Here is a 19,576-nt window from a genome sequence, read left to right on the forward strand (position 1 = left end):
ACCAGCGTAATTCTGACGTTGCCACATAAGTGACAAACTTCACATTTTTCGTAAGCGATGTTCTCCCACATTCTTCATGCTTTAGATGCTATTGATTATTATTGTTAATTCCTCTGTTCTTTTATCTGACATTTCAACTACACATTGATTAATTGTAGTTTCATATACTTGACTCACCTTATCTATTTGAAAGGCATATACTTCACAATTACTATCTCTGAACTTTATCCATGCACGCTGAGAAGTTTTGATTTTATTCAAGTAAGCATCTCTTAAATCGCTATGACTTGAATATGCAGATTTAATTTCGGATATTAATAACTCATATTTAGCATTTAACTTGCTGTCAGCGGAACTTCTTTTCTCTTTAGAACATAAATATACTTGATTACTATTGTTAATATCATTACAAAAACTCTCGCAAAAAGCGAAAGGCGAAAAAAATAAAAAAATTAAAATATACTTTCTCACTCTGCATTCTCCAGATATCTCACTCGATGTCTACCTTCCTCATATTGATAAATAGCAGGAGTGTTTCTTATGTAATTAATCAGCTCTTGCTTATCATTATTTGATCCCGCAAGCATTGGCCTTGGCCCTTGAGTAAAGCCCTGATAGACGAAGTCAACCAATACCTCTTGTATCGGTATATCCAACTCATCCCACTCTTTTGCACTAACTACATCACGAGTCCAGGATTTGTAATTATTAATAGCTCTTTCAATATATTTAGGGTATACAATATCAAAAAGTAACTCTTGTTGAGAAAGTGTTATTTCCCCGATATCAATTTTATTTTCAGAAACAAAATTCCTAGCCCTCTCACCTTTTAAACCAGCCCCGTTAGATATTTTACTTGCCTGAGTGCTTTCTATACCAGAAGCTATCATATCGTTGTATACTTCAACTCTAGAACGACCTCCCATATCATAGCCTCGCCCTAATGTAACGCCAGACAAATCATTCCCCGGCCAATGAATTACACGGCTATAATAGATAGATGATGGAACATTATTTCCCTCTGCGTCATATGTTAACTTACCTTTTATCTCTCTCTTTCTAGGTTTTGAACTAATAGCCTCCAAAAAAGCCACTGGATGCATATGCCACAACGCCTCCCCACTCCGAATGTCTGGCACATTCTTCATCCACACCATCGCGTTGATATGTTGCCGGTTGTATTCAGCATCCCCCGGATAACGCTTCGCCATCTCGGCCAGCGTACTCTGCCACAGCGTTGAACTCGCACCATGAACCCATTCGCTGTGATGCTTCACGATGAACCGCTGCAACCGATCCTGAATGTGCTTCTCCCGGCAGTGCATATATTTCCACAACTCACCGTTCGAGACCTTTCCATCACCGTCCAGGTCCATCTGTCTCAACAGCCGTTGATACCCTTCCGACACTGTCGCCGAGTACATCCCTTGTGTGTGGCTGTCCGCCTGCGTTTTTAGCTGCTCAAACACGTCCCGGAACCACGGTTCGTGCCTTGCCTTCTCTACGTCCTTCGGTAGAGTTTCCTCCGTCAGCAGCACAAAACCCCGCTGTGCCAGGTCAAACTGATTGACGACCGTCACGTCATCAGCGGGTAGCCAGGTATTTTCCCCCGCAATGTAATACCAGTCTTTGCCCTCCACCGTCTTTTTGTCGGACTTACCCATCGGAGTAAACCGATCTTCATGGGTCGTTAACGGCTCATCCCCACCACACACCACAAACTTGTTTTCACTCTCCCGGTACAGATACCGCGTTTTCCCGGCCAGTGAGCGGATGAGCGGTTCCCCTTTAGTGACACCCGCCTTGTTGGCCACAAAATCCGGCAGACGGCTGTCCTGACTGAATACTTCCAGATGGCAGAAATGGTATGGCTGTTCAAACGGCGATTCATGCCGCCCCATATGCCCAATAACATCACCGGCCTTTACTGGGATAACCTCATCGCCCTTCAGCGTCACCACCTCATTGAAGACCCCTTTTTTCCGCGCTTCCTCCATCCACGCCGGAACGGGCCGCTTCTCTCGCTTCAGGTATTTGTCCAGCCCGGATATCCACCCCGTCATACCAGCCTCAAGGGTCTGTGCTCGTCCCTCTGGCACCATTTTCACTCGTACAAAAGCAAATGGGGCAACCTTACCGCGCAGGAAGAAATTGGCTTCCTCCAGGATTTCCACCACGCTGTCGCGAGGCAGAACACTCTGGCTCTCGACCGGAACGGCATAGGGAACCTGAGCCGCCACCGAGGTCGGGGTGACGACCCCCTGCGGAAACCCGCTGCGTACCCAGCCGGCGGCTGAGTTGTCCTGTCGCACTTTCAGCGAACTCGCTACCACCTTCGCAGTCAGGTTAGCCTCCAGTCCATACGCCGCCAACGGGGCCAACTGTACCCACAACGTGTAAAAATCTAGCGCGTTATCCGGCTTCTCGGCATCGGGTGTACAGGTGGATTTGATCAACACAAAGGTCGACGTGAAGCGAAAGGCTTTCGGGAGGTGAGCCAGATTGTATGCTGCCGTCACATAATCATCATTCAGCCGATAGGCGACAATACGCCCATCGGTCATTGCATGCAGACCGCTGCGGCGCTGGCCGCTCGGATCGTACACGCCACCGGCGTAGAACCGGTCGTTCAGATGGATACCGCCGTGCCAGTGGCCCTGCTGCTTGAACAGCCAGAAAGCGTCGCCCTGGCTTCCCTGCAAGGCCGACATCAACTCACCGGCGGATGAATAGCCCTCTATGGGCAGAACCATTTTCATGCCATAAACTCCTGTAAAAATATCCCAGGCTAACAGGCCATGACGAGGGGTCTGAAGCCCCCACCGTGCAAAAGTATACGTCAAGTACGTTTTTTGAGCGGATTAACGAGTAAAGAAAACGACTGTTTTGTTGACTCTTTTCATTGATGCCAGCACATATACGGTTTTCAGCACTTTTTGAGTAAATAAACCCGGTAATGAAATTAATATAAACCCATTCGCTGACACGATGAGTTTATATACTGAAAATCAATCTGTTACGCTCTTGTCATGCGTTTCCGTACAGTAATCCCATAATCAAAAGTTGAGCGCCAACTTGGCATCGACTGCTGGATATCCTTTGGTTGAATCGGCGTGTTTTGCCGCTTCTTGAGCCGCCTTTTTCTCTTTTTCCTGTAGGTAACCCACAAGGCTGACCTGATAACGGCGGATATTTTCCACATAGTTATAGGCTTCGCTGCCACGTGCATAGCCATAGGTCAGCAATGGGGAGTAGCGCTTCTGGCTTAGCATCGGCAAGCGCTGCTTCACATCGACCCAACTGTCTGGGTTACCTTTCTGGTTTTTTGTCAGCTTGCGTGCATCCAACATATGGCCCCAACCCATATTGTAGCCAGCCAAGGCGAACCAGATACGTTCATCCTCCGGCACGCTCTCTGGTACTTTTGCCATCAGGTGTTGCAGATAGCGTGCACCGCCTTGAATACTCTCTTCCGGATCGAGCCTGTCGTTGACGCCAAGGCCGTCAGCGGTGGCCCGGGTCAGCATCATCATGCCTCTTACACCTGTTGGAGAGGTGGCTTGAGGATCCCAGTGAGATTCTTGGTAAGCAATAGCTGCCAGCAATTTCCAGTCAATTTCGTTGGCATACTTTTCGAATAACGAGCGGAAGTTAGGCAATACGACGTCGATTGCCGAAAGAAAGGTTCTGGTATCCACGTAATCAAAGCTTCCCACATGACCAAGGTACTTCTCTTCCAGCCGTGCTAGCGTACCGTCCTCTATTTTCTGGCTATAGAAGTCCAGTAATGCCGCATAAAGGCTGTCATCATGCCCACGTTTCAGATACCAGGTCACTGGTTCCTCTTCCGTAACATCAAAGGCGACAGCCAACTGCGGATGGATCCGCTGCTGCAGGGCGATAGTGACTGAATCTCCGATGGTGTAATCCAACTTGCCATCGGCCACCTGCTCCAACAGCTCTTTTGAAGTGAGATCGCTTGACGACTCCCAACTGAGAGTTGGGTATTTATCCTGTTTGAGCTGTTTTAGCGTGCTGATATGCGCTGAGCCAGACGCAACCGCCAGCTTGCCTTTCATGTCCGCGAATGTTTTTGGCCGCAAATTACCCAGTCGATAGACTACCTGCTGGGATACCGAATAATACGCAGGGCCAGTTCTGGAACGGCTGAGGCGCTCTGGATTGTAGATCAAACCTGCGGCAAGCAGATCGGCATTGCCATCATCCAGATCGTCAAACAGATCGTTAATATTATTGTGCGGGATCACCTCCAGTTTCACCCCGAGGTAATTGGCAAAGCTCTTGGCTAATTCGTAGTCAATGCCCCCCGGCCCCTGTTTGGTATTGAAATAGGTCAGCGGTGAGTTTAGCGTGCTGATACGCAAAACTCCTCGTGACTTGATAGCTTCCAGTTCGTCACTCAAGCCCCCACGCCAGGCGATGTTAGGCCATAGGGCAAGAGCCAGAAGCAAGGTGACTACACCGATTAGGATGTAATTTATTTTCAGGCGTTTCAAATAGTTATCTCAAATAAAAGCACACTTTATGTTGGCCGGATTTTGGTTTTATCATGGTTAAATCACCAGTGTCGGAGGCATTTTGCGCAACATAGCGCCAGTGTGCAACTTTATTGACACGTTATGACAATTCGAAGGTGGGAATAGCTTTTATGAATAATAGCCACGCAAACGGTTTCGTCGGCGGCGAGGATTCTCTATAATGGCGCGCGTTTTCCCCTGTTGCCTGTTGCGCCCAATGAAGCACTGAGTTCAGTGGCTTCGAAGACGAGAGAACTTTGATTATGGAAATACTGCGTGGTTCGCCCGCTTTGTCGGCTTTTCGTATTAACAAACTGCTGTCCCGCTGCCAAGAGGCTCAACTGCCGATTGACGATATCTACGCCGAATACGTTCACTTTGCCGACATCAGTGCGCCGCTCAGTGCTGAAGAACATGCAAAACTGCAACGGTTGCTAAAGTATGGCCCGTCTCTCGCAGAACATACCCCTGAAGGCCGCTTGCTGCTGGTCACACCGCGTCCGGGCACCATTTCTCCCTGGTCTTCTAAAGCTACCGATATTGCTCACAACTGCGGCTTGACTCAGGTGGTGCGTCTTGAGCGTGGTTTGGCATTTTATGTTACCGCTTCCGATTTAAGCGATGCTCAGTGGCAGGCGTTGGCCTCGTTGCTGCACGATCGCATGATGGAAACGGTATTCAGCGAACTGCAACAAGCGGAAAAACTGTTTTCTCACCATCAGCCCGCCCCGTATCAAACGGTAGACGTGCTCGGCCAGGGGCGCAGCGCCTTGGAACAGGCCAATAGCAAACTGGGTTTGGCATTGGCACAGGACGAGATCGAATATCTGTTGGCGGCGTTTACCGATCTGGGGCGCAATCCGACGGATATCGAGCTGTATATGTTCGCTCAGGCCAACTCTGAGCATTGCCGCCATAAGATTTTCAACGCCGATTGGATCATCGACGGGGAACAGCAACCCAAGTCGCTGTTCAAAATGATCAAGAATACCTTTGAGCAGACGCCGGACTACGTGCTTTCTGCTTATAAAGACAATGCCGCCGTGATGGAAGGCTCACAGGTCGGCCGTTTCTTCCCTTCTGCGGAAAATGGCCACTATGATTACCATCAGGAAGAAGCACATATCCTGATGAAAGTAGAAACTCACAACCACCCGACGGCGATTTCACCATGGCCGGGAGCAGCGACCGGTTCCGGTGGCGAGATCCGTGACGAAGGCGCGACCGGCCGTGGTGCCAAGCCGAAAGCTGGGCTGGTGGGTTTCTCGGTTTCCAACTTGCGTATACCTGGTTTTGAACAGCCATGGGAACAGGATTTCGGCAAGCCGGATCGCATTGTAACTGCTCTGGATATCATGACTGAAGGGCCATTGGGTGGTGCGGCATTCAATAACGAGTTTGGTCGCCCGGCGTTGGTAGGGTACTTCCGTACTTATGAAGAGCGAGTTAACAGCCACAATGGCGTCGAACTGCGTGGCTATCATAAGCCAATCATGCTGGCAGGTGGGCTGGGGAACATCCGTGCCGACCATGTGCAGAAAGGGGAAATCACCGTGGGCGCCAAACTGGTGGTGCTCGGTGGCCCGGCGATGAATATCGGCTTGGGCGGTGGTGCGGCATCTTCCATGGCTTCAGGGCAGTCTGATGCCGACCTGGATTTTGCTTCCGTACAGCGTGATAACCCGGAAATGGAGCGCCGTTGCCAGGAAGTGATCGACCGCTGCTGGCAGTTAGGGGATCACAACCCGATCCTGTTCATCCATGACGTTGGAGCGGGCGGACTTTCGAACGCCATGCCGGAGCTGGTGAGTGACGGTGGGCGTGGTGGTCGCTTTGAATTGCGTGACATTCTGAACGATGAACCCGGCATGAGCCCGTTGGAAGTATGGTGTAACGAATCACAAGAACGCTATGTGCTGGCCGTTGCGCCAGAACAGATGGCTCAGTTTGATGCTATCTGTCGCCGCGAGCGTGCGCCTTATGCGGTGATTGGTGAAGCGACGCAAGAGCGCCATCTGACGCTCAATGACCGCCATTTTGCTAACCAGCCGATAGATATGCCGTTAGACGTCCTGCTGGGCAAAACCCCTAAAATGACTCGCGACGTTCAACGCCAACAGGCCGATGGCGAGGCGTTACAGCGCTCGGAGATCACTATCACTGATGCGGTAAAACGGGTGTTACATTTGCCAGCCGTGGCGGAGAAAACCTTCCTGATCACCATTGGTGACCGCACCGTCACCGGAATGGTGGCACGCGATCAGATGGTTGGCCCATGGCAAATTCCGGTTGCAGACTGTGCGGTGACGACAGCCAGCCTCGACAGTTACTACGGTGAGGCGATGTCGATAGGTGAACGAGCACCTGTTGCGTTGCTGGACTTTGCCGCCTCTGGGCGCTTGGCAGTAGGGGAAGCGCTGACTAACCTGGCAGCTACGGAAATCGGCTCGCTCAAGCGGGTGAAATTGTCCGCCAACTGGATGGCCGCAGCCGGTCACCCGGGTGAAGATGCCGGTCTGTATGAAGCGGTGAAGGCCGTGGGTGAAGAGCTGTGCCCCGCGCTGGGCATTACCATTCCGGTGGGTAAAGATTCGATGTCGATGAAAACCCGCTGGCAGGAAGGCAATGAGCAACGTGAGATGACTTCACCGCTGTCGTTGGTGATCACCGCGTTTGCCCGTGTTGAAGATGTGCGCCATACCGTAACGCCACAGTTGCGTACCGATAAAGGTGACACGGCGTTAATGCTGATCGACCTGGGTAATGGTCATAATGCTCTGGGGGCAACAGCGCTGGCACAGGTTTATCGCCAACTTGGTGATAAACCAGCTGACGTGCGTAACGTCGAGCAGTTGGCCGGTTTCTTCAACGCTATGCAGCAATTGGTAGCAGATCGCGCGTTGCTGGCCTATCACGACCGTTCTGATGGTGGCCTGTTGGTCACCTTGGCTGAAATGGCGTTTGCAGGGCATTGCGGAGTGGATGTTGATATCCAGGCATTGGGGCACGATACCCTTGCCGCGTTGTTCAGCGAAGAGTTAGGGGCAGTGATCCAGGTGCCAGTTGCACAACTGGCAGCAGTAAGGCAAGTATTCGCGCTGCATGGTCTGACAGACAACGTGCATCATTTAGGCCACGTCCAGCATGGGGATCGCTTCTTGATCACCCGTGGTGGCGAAACGGTTTACAGCGAAAGTCGAAACACCTTACGTACCTGGTGGGCCGAAACCACCTGGCAGATGCAGCGTCTGCGCGACAATCCAGAATGCGCCGATCAGGAGCATCAGGCCAAGCAGAACGAGCTAGATCCCGGCCTGAACGTTAAACTGACTTTTGCCCCAGATGAAGATATTGCCGCTCCTTATATCGCCAAGGGCGCGCGTCCTAAAGTTGCGGTACTCCGTGAACAGGGGGTTAACTCTCACGTAGAAATGGCGGCCGCGTTCCACCGCGCTGGTTTTGATGCAGTGGATGTGCATATGAGTGACCTGCTGGAAGGCCGCCGCGATCTGCAGACGTTCCATACATTAGTCGCCTGTGGCGGTTTCTCTTATGGGGATGTGCTGGGTGCAGGTGAAGGCTGGGCAAAATCTATTCTGTTCAACGACCGCGTGCGTGACGAGTTCGCTGCGTTCTTCCATCGGCCGCAAACTTTGGCGCTGGGTGTCTGCAACGGCTGTCAGATGATGTCTAATCTGCGTGAACTGATCCCTGGTGCCGAACACTGGCCGCGCTTTGTGCGTAACCTGTCAGATCGCTTCGAAGCCCGCTTTAGCCTGGTAGAAGTGGCAAACAGTCCGTCTCTGTTTATGCAGGATATGGCGGGCTCGCGTATGCCAATCGCAGTTTGTCATGGTGAAGGCTATGTAGAAGTACGTGATGCCGCGCATTTGGCTGCTTTGGAACATCACGGTCTGGTTGCTCTGCGTTTTGTTGATAACAACGGTCAGGTAACCGAAGCCTATCCGGCAAACCCTAACGGTTCGCCGAACGGTATCACGGCAGTGACCAGCAGCGATGGACGAGCTACGGTGATGATGCCACATCCAGAACGCGTATTCCGTACCGTCAGCAACTCCTGGCACCCGGAAGAGTGGGGCGAAGATAGTCCTTGGGTGCGAATGTTCCGTAACGCCCGTAAGCAACTGGGGTGATTATTCCGCTTAACTGAGGCGAAATCTGTAAGGGCACAGCTATTGTGCCCTTTTTATTATCTTATTTTTTAATGCGTTACAATCGCTGTCGGTTTTCTGCGACAAACGGTCTATTGTCTGTCTCTAAAAGGTGACATTTAACTAATTGATTTTAATGGTACTTAAAATGCTTGGCTTATCTTGTCGGGTATTGGCGACGCTAAGGGCGATTATTACCCATACTTGGCCATTCCTGAGGATGATATAGCGAGGCTTTATTTTAAAAAATCATTAAAAACAGTTGGTTGTGATTTTATTTTTAAAGTTGGCACGGATGGTGCAATACTATTGCCAGTTGCTCATTCAACTTTTTATGATTGGCCCCGTGATAGACGGAACAGCGCCTCATAAGCCCCCCGAATGATGCCAAAGAAATGGTGCCTATCGTCCAACTAAACCGATAACAGAAGCGCAAGCGACTTTATCAAACATCGGACGACACGTTGAGTGAGGCACCGCCTTGTATCCAACTGTGATGAAGTGTTCATCAATTCCGGATACATATGGATGCTATTCGTCCTGATTCGATGCCAGCCTTGTGCTACATCACCCTGGGGACGAGGCGTAAGGGCATCCACTTATTCCTTGCGATGGGGCGAAAGCCCCAGCGTCAAAGCAATTAGCGCATTCGCGCAGACTAACTAATCACCTATCTTCTCCGATTAATTCAGGTTAATGGCAAAATAGAGCCAAACCCGTTCTGCGAAGGGGATATTCAGATTGCCCTTCAGCATGCCCGTTTTTCCGCAAGCGGGTAATATTTGTTGTTTGATTAAGCACTGAGTCTTGCGACCAGTGCTTTTTTTTTGTGCTTAATGCAGCGCTTTGCGAGTTGTCGCGAGGATTATTACCCGCCGGGCTTTTTTCTCCCCGTCGACTCGGTTAGCATCATTGCAACCAATAAAATGGCTCTGATAAGTTCGTGGGCCCGCATGCCTATTTTCCGGGTTCTGGGGGGACAACGCATGGCCATGTTCAGTTTCGCCAACGGCGAGCCATAGCCCAACAAATAATGAGATGATTTTTTTGAAAAGATGGCGTCTATTTCCGCGTTCGTTGCGTCAGTTGGTAGTAATGGCATTCCTGCTGGTACTGCTACCGCTCTTGGTATTGGCTTATCAGGCTTACCAGAGTCTGGATCATCTGAGCGCACAGGCGGCAGATATCAACCGCACAACGCTGGTGGATGCCAGGCGCAGTGAGGCGATGACCGGTGTGGCATTGGGAATGGAGCGTAGCTACCGGCAGTACTGTGTACTGGTGGACCCAACGCTGGAACGCTTATACCAGAACCAGCGCAAACAATATTCACAGATGCTGGATGCCCACGCCCCGATCCTGCCGGATAACCGTTACTATCAGACGTTACGTAACCTGTTGACCGAGCTTGCTACTATCAAATGCCAGAGCAGTGGGCCAGATAAAGAGGCTTCGAAGTTATTGGAGTCATTCTCAATATCGAATGCCGAAATGGTTCAGGCCACCCGTAACGTTATTTTTTCCCGCGGCCAACAGTTACAGCAGGCGATTGCCGAACGTGGCCAATACTTTGGTTGGCAGGCACTAATACTGTTTTTGGTCAGTGTGCTGTTGGTCGTGCTGTTTACCCGCATGATTATCGGGCCAGTCAAGGCCGTTGAGCGTATGATTAATCGTTTGGGAGAAGGGCGGCCTATCGGCACGACGGCTTCTTTCAAAGGTCCACGCGAGCTGCGCTCGTTGGCTCAGCGTATTATCTGGCTGAGTGAGCGTTTGGCATGGCTGGAATCGCAACGTCATGAGTTCTTGCGCCATATCTCTCATGAATTGAAAACGCCTCTGGCAAGCATGCGCGAAGGAACCGAACTGCTGGCTGATGAAGTCGTTGGCACGCTGACTTCCGACCAAAAAGAGGTAGTGGCGATCCTCGATCAGAGCAGCCGCCACCTGCAACAACTGATTGAGCAACTGTTGGATTACAACCGCAAACTGGCCGATGGCCCATCGGAACATGAGAATGTCGATCTGGAAGAGTTGATCGACATGGTCGTGTCCGCCCACAGTTTGCCAGCGCGGGCCAAGTTGATCCGCACGGAGGTGAAGCTTGAGGCGGCAATCTGTTGGGCGGAGCCTACGTTATTAATGCGTGTACTGGATAATCTCTACTCCAATGCGGTGCACTACGGCATGGAATCCGGTAACATTTGGATCCGTAGCCGTCAGATTGATCAACGGGTACAGATCGATGTCGCCAATACTGGTACACCGATCCCTGAAAAAGAACAAACCATGATTTTCGAGCCTTTTTTCCAGGGGAGTCACCAGCGAAAAGGGGCTGTTAAAGGAAGCGGGCTGGGGTTGAGTATCGCGCAGGACTGCATCCGTCGCATGCGCGGAGAATTGAAACTGATTAACATCCCAGATGCCGATGTCTGTTTCCGAATTGAATTGCCATTAACTGCCGAGAATGAATAAACAATGCACACAGAGTCTAAACGCGCTCATCTACCGCAGAACAAGGGTTTACCGCGCTTCTCTCAACGCGAACAGCTCGGCAAACATCCGCTTAAATTAATAGGCACACTTCTATTGGCACCGTTGTTGCTGATGGGGTGTACCGATCGGGTCGTCAGCAGTAGCTTGTCCCAACAGCAGGAAACCATTCCTGAAACCAAAGTGCTGGACTATCGTGTTGTTGCTTGTGACGCGCTGTGGCAGCTTGATGATAAAGAGGTGTTGGAAAACTCACTCTATTGGCTTAGGGCAATGGATTGTTCTGAGCGTGTCGGCACCGCTGACGCACGAGCACTGGCAAAAACCTTGCCAACTGGCAACTGGTACAATATTTTCAAGCAGAGCATTTTGTTGGGCAATGCTGAGCCAACACTGGCTGAGCGCCGCCAGATGGTAGACCGTCTGAACAGCTATCGTCTTGAATTCCCTAATTCGCTGCGCCCACTGCTGCAATTGTGGCGTCAGCAGCAGGTTCTACAGATCACCCTGTCCGACGAGCGAGCACGTTTTCAGCATCTGCAGGAAAGTTCAGATAACCAGATAGAGGCGTTACGTCAGAGCCAGAACCATTTGCAGAACCAACTGCAGGAAACCTCGCGCAAGCTAGAAAATCTTACGGATATCGAGCGTCAGCTCTCGTCACGCAAGCCGATGCCGAGTGAAATGCCTGAAAATAGTGCCACCCAGCCTAAGACGGATGCGGCAGGCAAGCCCGCAGCCCCTGCTAAAGCAGCTGAGCCTGAACCCGCTCCAGTGACGGAGTCAGGAACCGCTCTGCCCGTGGAGCCAGAAGACACCTTCGTGCCGTCCCCCGCTCATAAGGAGTCCCCAGCACAATGACAGTTCGCAAACCGGCCAATCTTTTGTTGGTTGACGACGATCCCAGCCTGCTTAAATTGCTGGGAATGCGCCTGACCAGCGAAGGATTTCATGTCACTACCGCTGAGAGCGGGCAAGAGGCACTGCGCCTGTTGGCACGAGAAAAGATCGACCTGGTGATCAGCGACCTGCGGATGGATGAAATGGACGGCATGGCGCTGTTTGTTGAAATCCAGAAGTATCAGCCGGGAATGCCGGTGATTATCCTGACCGCTCATGGCTCGATCCCCGATGCAGTTGCTGCGACCCAGCAGGGCGTTTTCAGTTTTCTGACCAAGCCGGTCGATCGTGATGCGCTGTATAAAGCGATAGATGAAGCGCTGTCGCTCTCGGCGCCTGCTGCCGGAGACGACAGTTGGCGTGAAGATTTCGTCACTCGTAGCCCGATTATGCTGCGGTTGCTGGAACAGGCAAAGATGGTGGCACAGTCGGATGTCAGCGTGCTGATCAATGGCCAGAGCGGTACCGGTAAAGAAGTGCTGGCGCAGGCCATTCACGGTGCCAGCCCACGGGCGAAAAAAGCGTTTATCGCCATCAACTGCGGTGCGTTACCGGAACAACTGTTGGAGTCGGAACTGTTTGGTCACGCCAAAGGTGCGTTTACTGGCGCGGTCAGCAGCCGTGAGGGGCTGTTCCAGGCGGCGGAAGGAGGGACGCTGTTCCTTGATGAGATTGGCGATATGCCGCTTTCGCTGCAGGTAAAGCTGTTACGCGTTTTGCAGGAGCGCAAGGTGCGGCCATTGGGCAGCAACCGCGATCTGGATATCAACGTGCGGATCATTTCCGCTACTCACCGTGACCTTCCCAAAGCGATGGCGAAGAACGAGTTTCGTGAAGATCTCTATTATCGCCTGAACGTGGTTAACCTGAAAATCCCGGCCCTCAACGAGCGTGCCGAAGACATTCCTCTGCTGGCTAACCATCTGCTGCGTGAGTCGGCGCAGCGCCATAAGCCGTTCGTGCGCAGTTTTTCCTCCGATGCGATGAAGCGCCTGATGACCGCCAGTTGGCCGGGCAACGTGCGCCAGTTGGTTAACGTCATCGAGCAGTGCGTAGCGTTGACCACGGCGCCAGTGATCAGCGAAGCGCTGGTCGAGCAGGCGCTGGAAGGGGAAAATACCGTACTGCCAACCTTTGTCGAGGCGCGCAATCAGTTTGAATTACACTATTTACGTAAGCTGTTGCAGATCACCAAGGGCAACGTAACTCAGGCCGCACGTATGGCGGGCCGCAACCGTACTGAATTCTATAAATTGTTGTCGCGCCACGAGCTGGATGCCAACGATTTCAAAGAATGATGTTTTCTTTTCCGAACCTGCGTACGCAGGTTCTTAACAAAATAGCTGGGATGATTTATACCCAAGTTCATTCAAGTTGCAGGTAGGCGGCAACAGAACGAAGCCCCAAGAGCTTACTCAAGTAAGTGACTGGGGTGAGTTAAGGCAGCTAACAACGCTGCAGCTTGAATGGCGACGGTTATACACTCCGCTTTCTTTGTTGTGGCATGGCAGACCATTGAGATATGAGCAGATCACTTTCTATCGCATTAGCCCAACTGAATTTGCTGGTGGGCGATATTGAAGGCAACAGCGAGCGCATGTTGCAAACGGTGCAAGAGCAGCAGAAGGCGGGGGCCGATCTGGTTATGTTCACCGAGCTGGCGCTGTCTGGCTACCCGCCGGAAGACCTGCTGTACCGTGATGATTTCTACCAACGCTGTGATATTCAACTGAACCGTTTGCAGCAAGCCTCTACCGATGTGGCTATTCTGGTGGGCCATCCGTGGCGTGAAGACGGCAACCTGTATAACGCACTGTCTCTGTTTTCCGCAGGGCAATTACAGGCACGCTACTTCAAACAACAGCTACCGAATTATGGCGTTTTCGACGAGAAGCGCTATTTCCACGCTGGCGACAAAAGCTGCGTGGTCGATCTGAAAGGCTATCGCCTGGGGCTGTTGATTTGTGAAGACCTTTGGCTTCCGGAGCCGGTGGATGCAGCAAAGGCGGCAGGGGCGGAAATCCTGCTGTCAATCAATGCTTCCCCTTATAACCGTGAAAAACCGTATATCCGCAAAACCCTGATGGCAGGGCATTGCCAGCGCACCGGTTTGCCGCTGGTATACCTTAACCAGATCGGTGGGCAGGATGAGCTGATTTTTGACGGCTGTTCCAAAGTGTTTGATGCTGCCGGTAATATGACCCACCGTTTGGCAGCCTTTGCCGAGCAGGTCACCTTGTTGCAATTCAACGGCCTGGAAGTGGTGCCGATGACGGCTCCTGCGGCGGAACTGCCGCAACTGGCGCAGATTTATGAAGCGCTGGTGCTTGCTGTGCGTGACTATGTGACCAAAAACGGTTTTAAAGGCGCGGTACTTGGCCTGTCTGGTGGCATCGACTCGGCGCTGACGTTGGCGATTGCCGTTGATGCATTGGGTAAAGACAAGGTTCAGGCCTTGATGATGCCGTTCCGCTATACTGCTGATATCAGCATCATTGATGCGAAAGAAGAGGCGGATATTCTCGGGATAGAATTTGACATCGTTTCTATTGAACCGATGTTCGATGCCTTTATGAATCAACTGTCACCGATGTTTGCCGGTATCGAACGCGATACCACAGAAGAAAATCTGCAGGCCCGTTGCCGTGGCGTGGTGCTGATGGCACTGTCTAACAAACGCCGCAGTATCGTGCTGACTACGGGTAATAAAAGTGAGATGGCCGTGGGTTATGCCACGCTATACGGCGATATGGCCGGTGGTTTTGACGTATTAAAAGATGTTCCCAAGACGTTGGTATTTAAACTGTCTGAATATCGCAATACCGTCTCCTATGTTATCCCGCAGCGTGTGATTGACCGCCCGCCTTCTGCCGAACTGGCACCGGATCAACTCGACCAGGACAGCCTGCCACCGTATGACATTCTTGACGCCATACTGGAAGGTTATGTCGAGCGCGACAAGTCTGTTGCCGATCTGGTTGCTGAAGGTTTTGACGAAGCAGTGGTGCGCAAGGTGATCCGTTTGGTAGATATCAACGAATACAAACGCCGCCAGGCCGCCGTGGGGCCGCGTATTACTGCGCGTAACTTTGGTAAAGACCGCCGCTATCCGATCACCTCCGGCTTTGGCCGTAAAAATTGGTAATTAAGGAACAACGATGAAAAAGATTGATGCCATTATCAAGCCGTTCAAATTGGATGATGTGCGTGAAGCGCTGGCCGAAGTGGGCATTACCGGAATGACGGTGACCGAAGTTAAAGGTTTTGGTCGCCAGAAAGGCCATACCGAACTTTACCGTGGTGCGGAATATATGGTCGACTTCCTGCCCAAGGTCAAAATCGAAATTGTGGTGGCTGACGACATCGTGGATACCTGCGTGGAAACCATTATGCAGACAGCACAGACCGGCAAGATTGGCGACGGTAAGATTTTTGTCTTCGATGTTGCGCGCGTGGTGCGCATCCGTACCGGCGAGCAGGACGAAGAAGCGATTTAACCTGAATACCTCTGTCTTGCTCTCCTGAAAGCGCAGCACTGCTGCGCTTTTGTCATTTGTGCTGGCAACTCTCTTCTTACTCATTCTAAAAAAGCGAACGCTATCGCGTTTTTGACACTTTTCCTGATGGCTTGCTGACGGGCATCTACACTCAGAGCAACGATTTAGTTTGAGGGTATTGCCATGATGACGTTACGCCAAATCCGCCATTTTATCGCCGTGGCGGAAACCGGCTCGATCTCGGCTGCGGCGCAGGCGGCGTTTGTTTCTCAATCTTCACTCACGCTGGCGATCCAGCAACTGGAAACCGATATCGGCGTTAGGCTGTTTGAACGCCATGCCAAGGGAATGAACCTGACCCACCAAGGACACCAGTTCCTACGCCAGTCTTATCTGATCCTGGCGACCGTCGATAATGCCAAGCGCAGTTTGCAGTTGGGGACCGAAAGCCTGAGCGGCAAATTGACTATTGGCGTAACCAGCCTGGTGGCGGGATATTTCCTGGTGGAGCTGTTAAAACGCTTCAAGTCTGCCTATCCCAACGTGACAATCCAGGTGATTGAGGACGAACGCCCCTATATCGAGCACCTATTGGTGAGTGGTGAAATAGACATTGGCGTGCTGATCTTGTCGAACATTGAAGACCGTGATGCACTGCAGACCGAAGTGCTGATGCATTCGCCGTTTCGCCTGTGGCTGCCGCCGCTACATCCGCTGCTCGAGAATGAAAGCATTGGCCTGATCGATGTGGCAAAACAACCGCTGATCCAACTCAACGTAGATGAAATGGACGTTCATGCCCGGCGCATCTGGACGCGTGCTGGCCTGAAGCCAGAGATTGCGATGAAGACTGCCTCAACCGAAGCGGTGCGTAGCCTGGTTGCAGCGGGAATGGGGATAGCGATCCTGCCCGATATGGCCTACCGCGCCTGGTCACTGGAAGGCAATATGATCGAAGCGCGCAAGCTGGTGGATTCGCTGGAGCCCTTGGATATTGGGTTGGCGTGGCGTCGTGGCAGTGCAAGACCCGAGTTGGTAACCCCATTCCTTACTATTGCTCGTGAGAATAGCAAGATGAACGTGTTGAGCCTGAAGCCTTCGATTTAATCGAAGGCTTCCTTCAGTATTTAGTATTTGTTGTCCGCCAAGCGCTCGCTTAGTCTGATGAAAGCTAACTTATTACATTTTGTTAACTTTTTATTTACATGAGCGATGGCAATGACAGAGAACTCTCTTGTTTCAGTTTTATCCTGCCAGCAATTCATCAACGGCGAGTTGGTTGAAGGTGAAGGCCAGCAGGAGAGTATCGTTAATCCCGCCAATGGCGAAACCCTGGTTGCTATTGCCGAAGCTTCTTCCACACAGGTTGCTGACGCGGTTTCCGCCGCACAGCGTGCCTTTTCCCACTGGTCACGCACCACTCCATCCCACCGCGCCGCTCTCTTACTGCGTATTGCCGATGCCATTGAACGACAGGCAGAGCAACTGGCGCGGCTTGAAGCGCTGAACTGTGGCAAGCCTTTTCACCAGGCAATGAATGACGACCTTCCAGCCGCTGTTGACGTATTTCGCTTCTTTGCCGGAGCGGTGCGCACCCAGCAAGGGCAATTGGCCGGGGAATATATTGCCGGGCACACCTCGATGATCCGCCGCGATCCGTTGGGGGTAGTGGCGTCTATCGCGCCATGGAATTATCCGCTGATGATGGCCGCCTGGAAAATAGCTCCTGCATTGGCAGCGGGAAATACCGTGGTATTCAAACCTTCTGAGCATACGCCACTGACTATTTTGGCGCTGGTGCCTGCGCTGCAGGAAATCCTACCACCTGGGGTACTGAATATCGTCTACGGCGGTGGTGAAGGCGTGGGAGGCCATTTGGTGAGCCACCCGCAAGTGCGGTTGGTTTCTGTTACTGGCGACATCGTTACCGGGCAGAAAATACTCAAAGCAGCGGTAAAAAGTGTCAAGCGTACCCACTTGGAACTGGGCGGCAAGGCGCCGGTGATTGTTTGTGACGATGCCGATCTCGACGAGGTGGTCAACAGCATCCGTACTTTCGGTTACTACAATGCCGGGCAGGATTGTACCGCAGCCTGTCGTATATATGCCCAGGCTGGCATTTACCCGAAGCTGGTAGAAGCCCTGGGTGAAGCCGTAAGCAGCCTGCGCTTTGCCCGCAAGCGTGATGAAGACAATGAGATTGGCCCGTTGATCAGCAGCCGTCAGCGCGATCGCGTAGCCAGCTTTGTCGAACGGGCACTCAGCCAACCACATATCGAATTGATTACCGGTGCAGCCGCGCATTCCGGACCCGGTTTTTACTACCAGCCCACGCTGTTGGCGGGTTGTCTGCAAACAGACGAAATCGTACAGCGTGAGGTATTTGGCCCGGTGGTGAGCGTGACGCGTTTCGACACCTTGGAACAGGCGGTGGAGTGGGCCAATGACTCCGAATACGGTCTGGCTTCCTCGGTCTGGACACAGAATATCGACCGCGCGCTGCACACTGCTGCCCATTTACAGTACGGCACCACCTGGATCAATACCCACTTTACTCTAGCGAGCGAAATGCCGCATGGCGGCTTAAAGCGCTCAGGCTATGGCAAGGATCTCTCCAGCGATTCATTACAGGATTACAGCGTTGTCAGGCATGTGATGGCGAAATTCAAGTCCGTATTCTAGCCACATACAACATAAAAAATCAGTCGTATCTCGATACGCAACACAGGGGTAATTACGATGGGAAAAACAACCGCAGCCACCACACTTTCCGCACTCTGTATCACTGTTCTCTGCGGCATGGCACAAGCCGCTGATGTACCACAACAACTGGGCAAAGGCGAGGGACGGCTGGATATTATTGCCTGGCCTGGGTACATCGAACGTGGTCAGTCGGATAAAAATTATGACTGGGTCACCCAGTTCGAGAAACAGACCGGCTGCGCGGTGAATGTGAAGACCGCTGCCACTTCAGATGAAATGGTCAGCCTGATGGCGAAAGGTGGCTATGACCTGGTTACCGCCTCTGGTGATGCCTCACTGCGCCTGATCTACGGTAAGCGCGTTCAGCCAATCAATACCGCGCTGATCCCCAACTGGAAGAATATCGACCCACGCCTGCTGAATGGGCCTTGGTATACCGTGGCGGGTAAAACCTATGGCACCCCTTACCAGTGGGGGCCAAACCTGCTGATGTATAACACCAAAACCTTCCCGACGCCGCCAGACAGTTGGGCCGTGGTGTTCCAACAGCAAAACCTACCGGACGGGAAAACCAATCAGGGCCGGGTGCAGGCTTACGATGGCCCAATCTACATCGCCGATGCGGCACTGTTTCTGAAAGCGACCCAACCTCAACTGGGTATTAGCGATCCTTACCAGCTTAACGAAGAACAGTATCAGGCGGTTCTGACACTGTTGCGCAGCCAGCGTGCGTTGATCCACCGCTACTGGCATGACACCTCGGTACAGATGAGTGATTTCAAGAATGAAGGGGTAGTGGCATCTAGCGCCTGGCCGTATCAGGCCAACGCCCTGAAAGGTGAAGGGCAACCCATCGCTACCGTATTCCCGAAAGAGGGGGTTACCGGCTGGGCCGATACCACCATGCTGCATGCTGACGCTAAACACCCAAGCTGTGCCTATCAGTGGATGAACTGGTCGCTCGAACCGAAAGTTCAGGGGGACGTTGCAGCCTGGTTTGGTTCGTTGCCTGCCTCACCAGCAGGTTGCAAAGCCAGCACGTTACTGGGTGACAAAGGCTGTGAAACCAATGGATTCAACCAGTTCGACAAGATTGCGTTCTGGAAAACACCACAGGCAGAGGGTGGCAAATTTGTCCCTTATAGCCGCTGGACGCAGGATTACATCGCCATCATGGGCGGCAGATAACAGCCAATCCATCAGATTAGCGCGCTTGGTGTGCTAGCGCGCTACGCCTACGGAATCAACGTTGATGAGTGATAGTATTAATTTG

12 protein-coding genes are annotated in these 19,576 nt (G+C 52.1%); 9 read left to right on the forward strand and 3 right to left on the reverse strand.

Features of this window, described 5'->3' with window-relative positions; translation table 11 throughout:
* Positions 1-81: 81 nt before the first annotated feature.
* The 3 genes from SAQUA_RS06840 to mltF form a co-directional block, all read right to left on the reverse strand.
* Complete coding sequence (locus SAQUA_RS06840) at positions 82-471, reverse strand: lysozyme inhibitor LprI family protein (protein WP_380671942.1); 390 nt, start codon at positions 469-471, stop codon at positions 82-84.
* Positions 468-2,759: a pesticin C-terminus-like muramidase gene (locus SAQUA_RS06845; protein WP_380671944.1), complete on the reverse strand. Its 2,292-nt coding sequence runs from the start codon at positions 2,757-2,759 to the stop codon at positions 468-470. Before SAQUA_RS06845 ends, SAQUA_RS06840 begins: the two co-directional genes overlap by 4 nt.
* 297 nt (positions 2,760-3,056) lie before the next feature.
* Positions 3,057-4,517, reverse strand: coding sequence for a membrane-bound lytic murein transglycosylase MltF (mltF, locus tag SAQUA_RS06850; RefSeq protein WP_380671946.1), 1,461 nt, complete (start codon positions 4,515-4,517; stop codon positions 3,057-3,059).
* A gap of 281 nt (positions 4,518-4,798) precedes the next feature.
* Here mltF and purL point away from each other — a divergent pair, with 281 nt between their 5' ends.
* The 9 genes from purL (at position 4,799) to ydcS (ending at position 19,491) form a co-directional block, all read left to right on the forward strand.
* Positions 4,799-8,692, forward strand: a complete 3,894-nt coding sequence (purL, locus tag SAQUA_RS06855; RefSeq protein WP_380673602.1) for a phosphoribosylformylglycinamidine synthase — start codon at positions 4,799-4,801, stop codon at positions 8,690-8,692.
* Between the two features lie 1,056 nt (positions 8,693-9,748).
* Entirely contained in the window at positions 9,749-11,185 is a 1,437-nt protein-coding gene (locus tag SAQUA_RS06860; RefSeq protein WP_380671948.1) for a sensor histidine kinase, read from the forward strand.
* A gap of 3 nt (positions 11,186-11,188) precedes the next feature.
* Positions 11,189-12,064 (forward strand): two-component system QseEF-associated lipoprotein QseG, encoded by an 876-nt coding sequence (gene qseG / locus SAQUA_RS06865; protein ID WP_380671950.1) that lies wholly within the window; start codon positions 11,189-11,191, stop codon positions 12,062-12,064.
* The gene (gene glrR, locus SAQUA_RS06870; RefSeq protein WP_380671952.1) at positions 12,061-13,401 is read left to right on the forward strand and encodes a two-component system response regulator GlrR; all 1,341 of its coding nucleotides are present in this window, start codon (positions 12,061-12,063) and stop codon (positions 13,399-13,401) included. Before qseG ends, glrR begins: the two co-directional genes overlap by 4 nt.
* A 224-nt stretch (positions 13,402-13,625) precedes the next feature.
* Positions 13,626-15,248 carry an NAD+ synthase gene (locus SAQUA_RS06875; protein ID WP_380671954.1) on the forward strand — a complete coding sequence of 541 codons (1,623 nt, stop codon included), beginning with the start codon at positions 13,626-13,628 and terminating at the stop codon, positions 15,246-15,248.
* A gap of 13 nt (positions 15,249-15,261) precedes the next feature.
* Entirely contained in the window at positions 15,262-15,600 is a 339-nt protein-coding gene (glnB, locus tag SAQUA_RS06880) for a nitrogen regulatory protein P-II (RefSeq protein ID WP_004847623.1), read from the forward strand.
* A 183-nt stretch (positions 15,601-15,783) separates the two neighbouring features.
* The gene (locus SAQUA_RS06885) at positions 15,784-16,707 is read left to right on the forward strand and encodes a LysR substrate-binding domain-containing protein (protein ID WP_380671973.1); all 924 of its coding nucleotides are present in this window, start codon (positions 15,784-15,786) and stop codon (positions 16,705-16,707) included.
* Between the two features lie 111 nt (positions 16,708-16,818).
* Positions 16,819-18,282: a gamma-aminobutyraldehyde dehydrogenase gene (locus SAQUA_RS06890; RefSeq protein ID WP_380671975.1), complete on the forward strand. Its 1,464-nt coding sequence runs from the start codon at positions 16,819-16,821 to the stop codon at positions 18,280-18,282.
* 57 nt (positions 18,283-18,339) lie between these two features.
* The gene (gene ydcS / locus SAQUA_RS06895) at positions 18,340-19,491 is read left to right on the forward strand and encodes a putative ABC transporter substrate-binding protein YdcS (RefSeq protein WP_380671977.1); all 1,152 of its coding nucleotides are present in this window, start codon (positions 18,340-18,342) and stop codon (positions 19,489-19,491) included.
* Positions 19,492-19,576: the final 85 nt, after the last annotated feature.

The sequence above is a fragment of the Serratia aquatilis genome (assembly GCF_044865145.1).
GTDB lineage: Bacteria > Pseudomonadota > Gammaproteobacteria > Enterobacterales > Enterobacteriaceae > Chania > Chania aquatilis.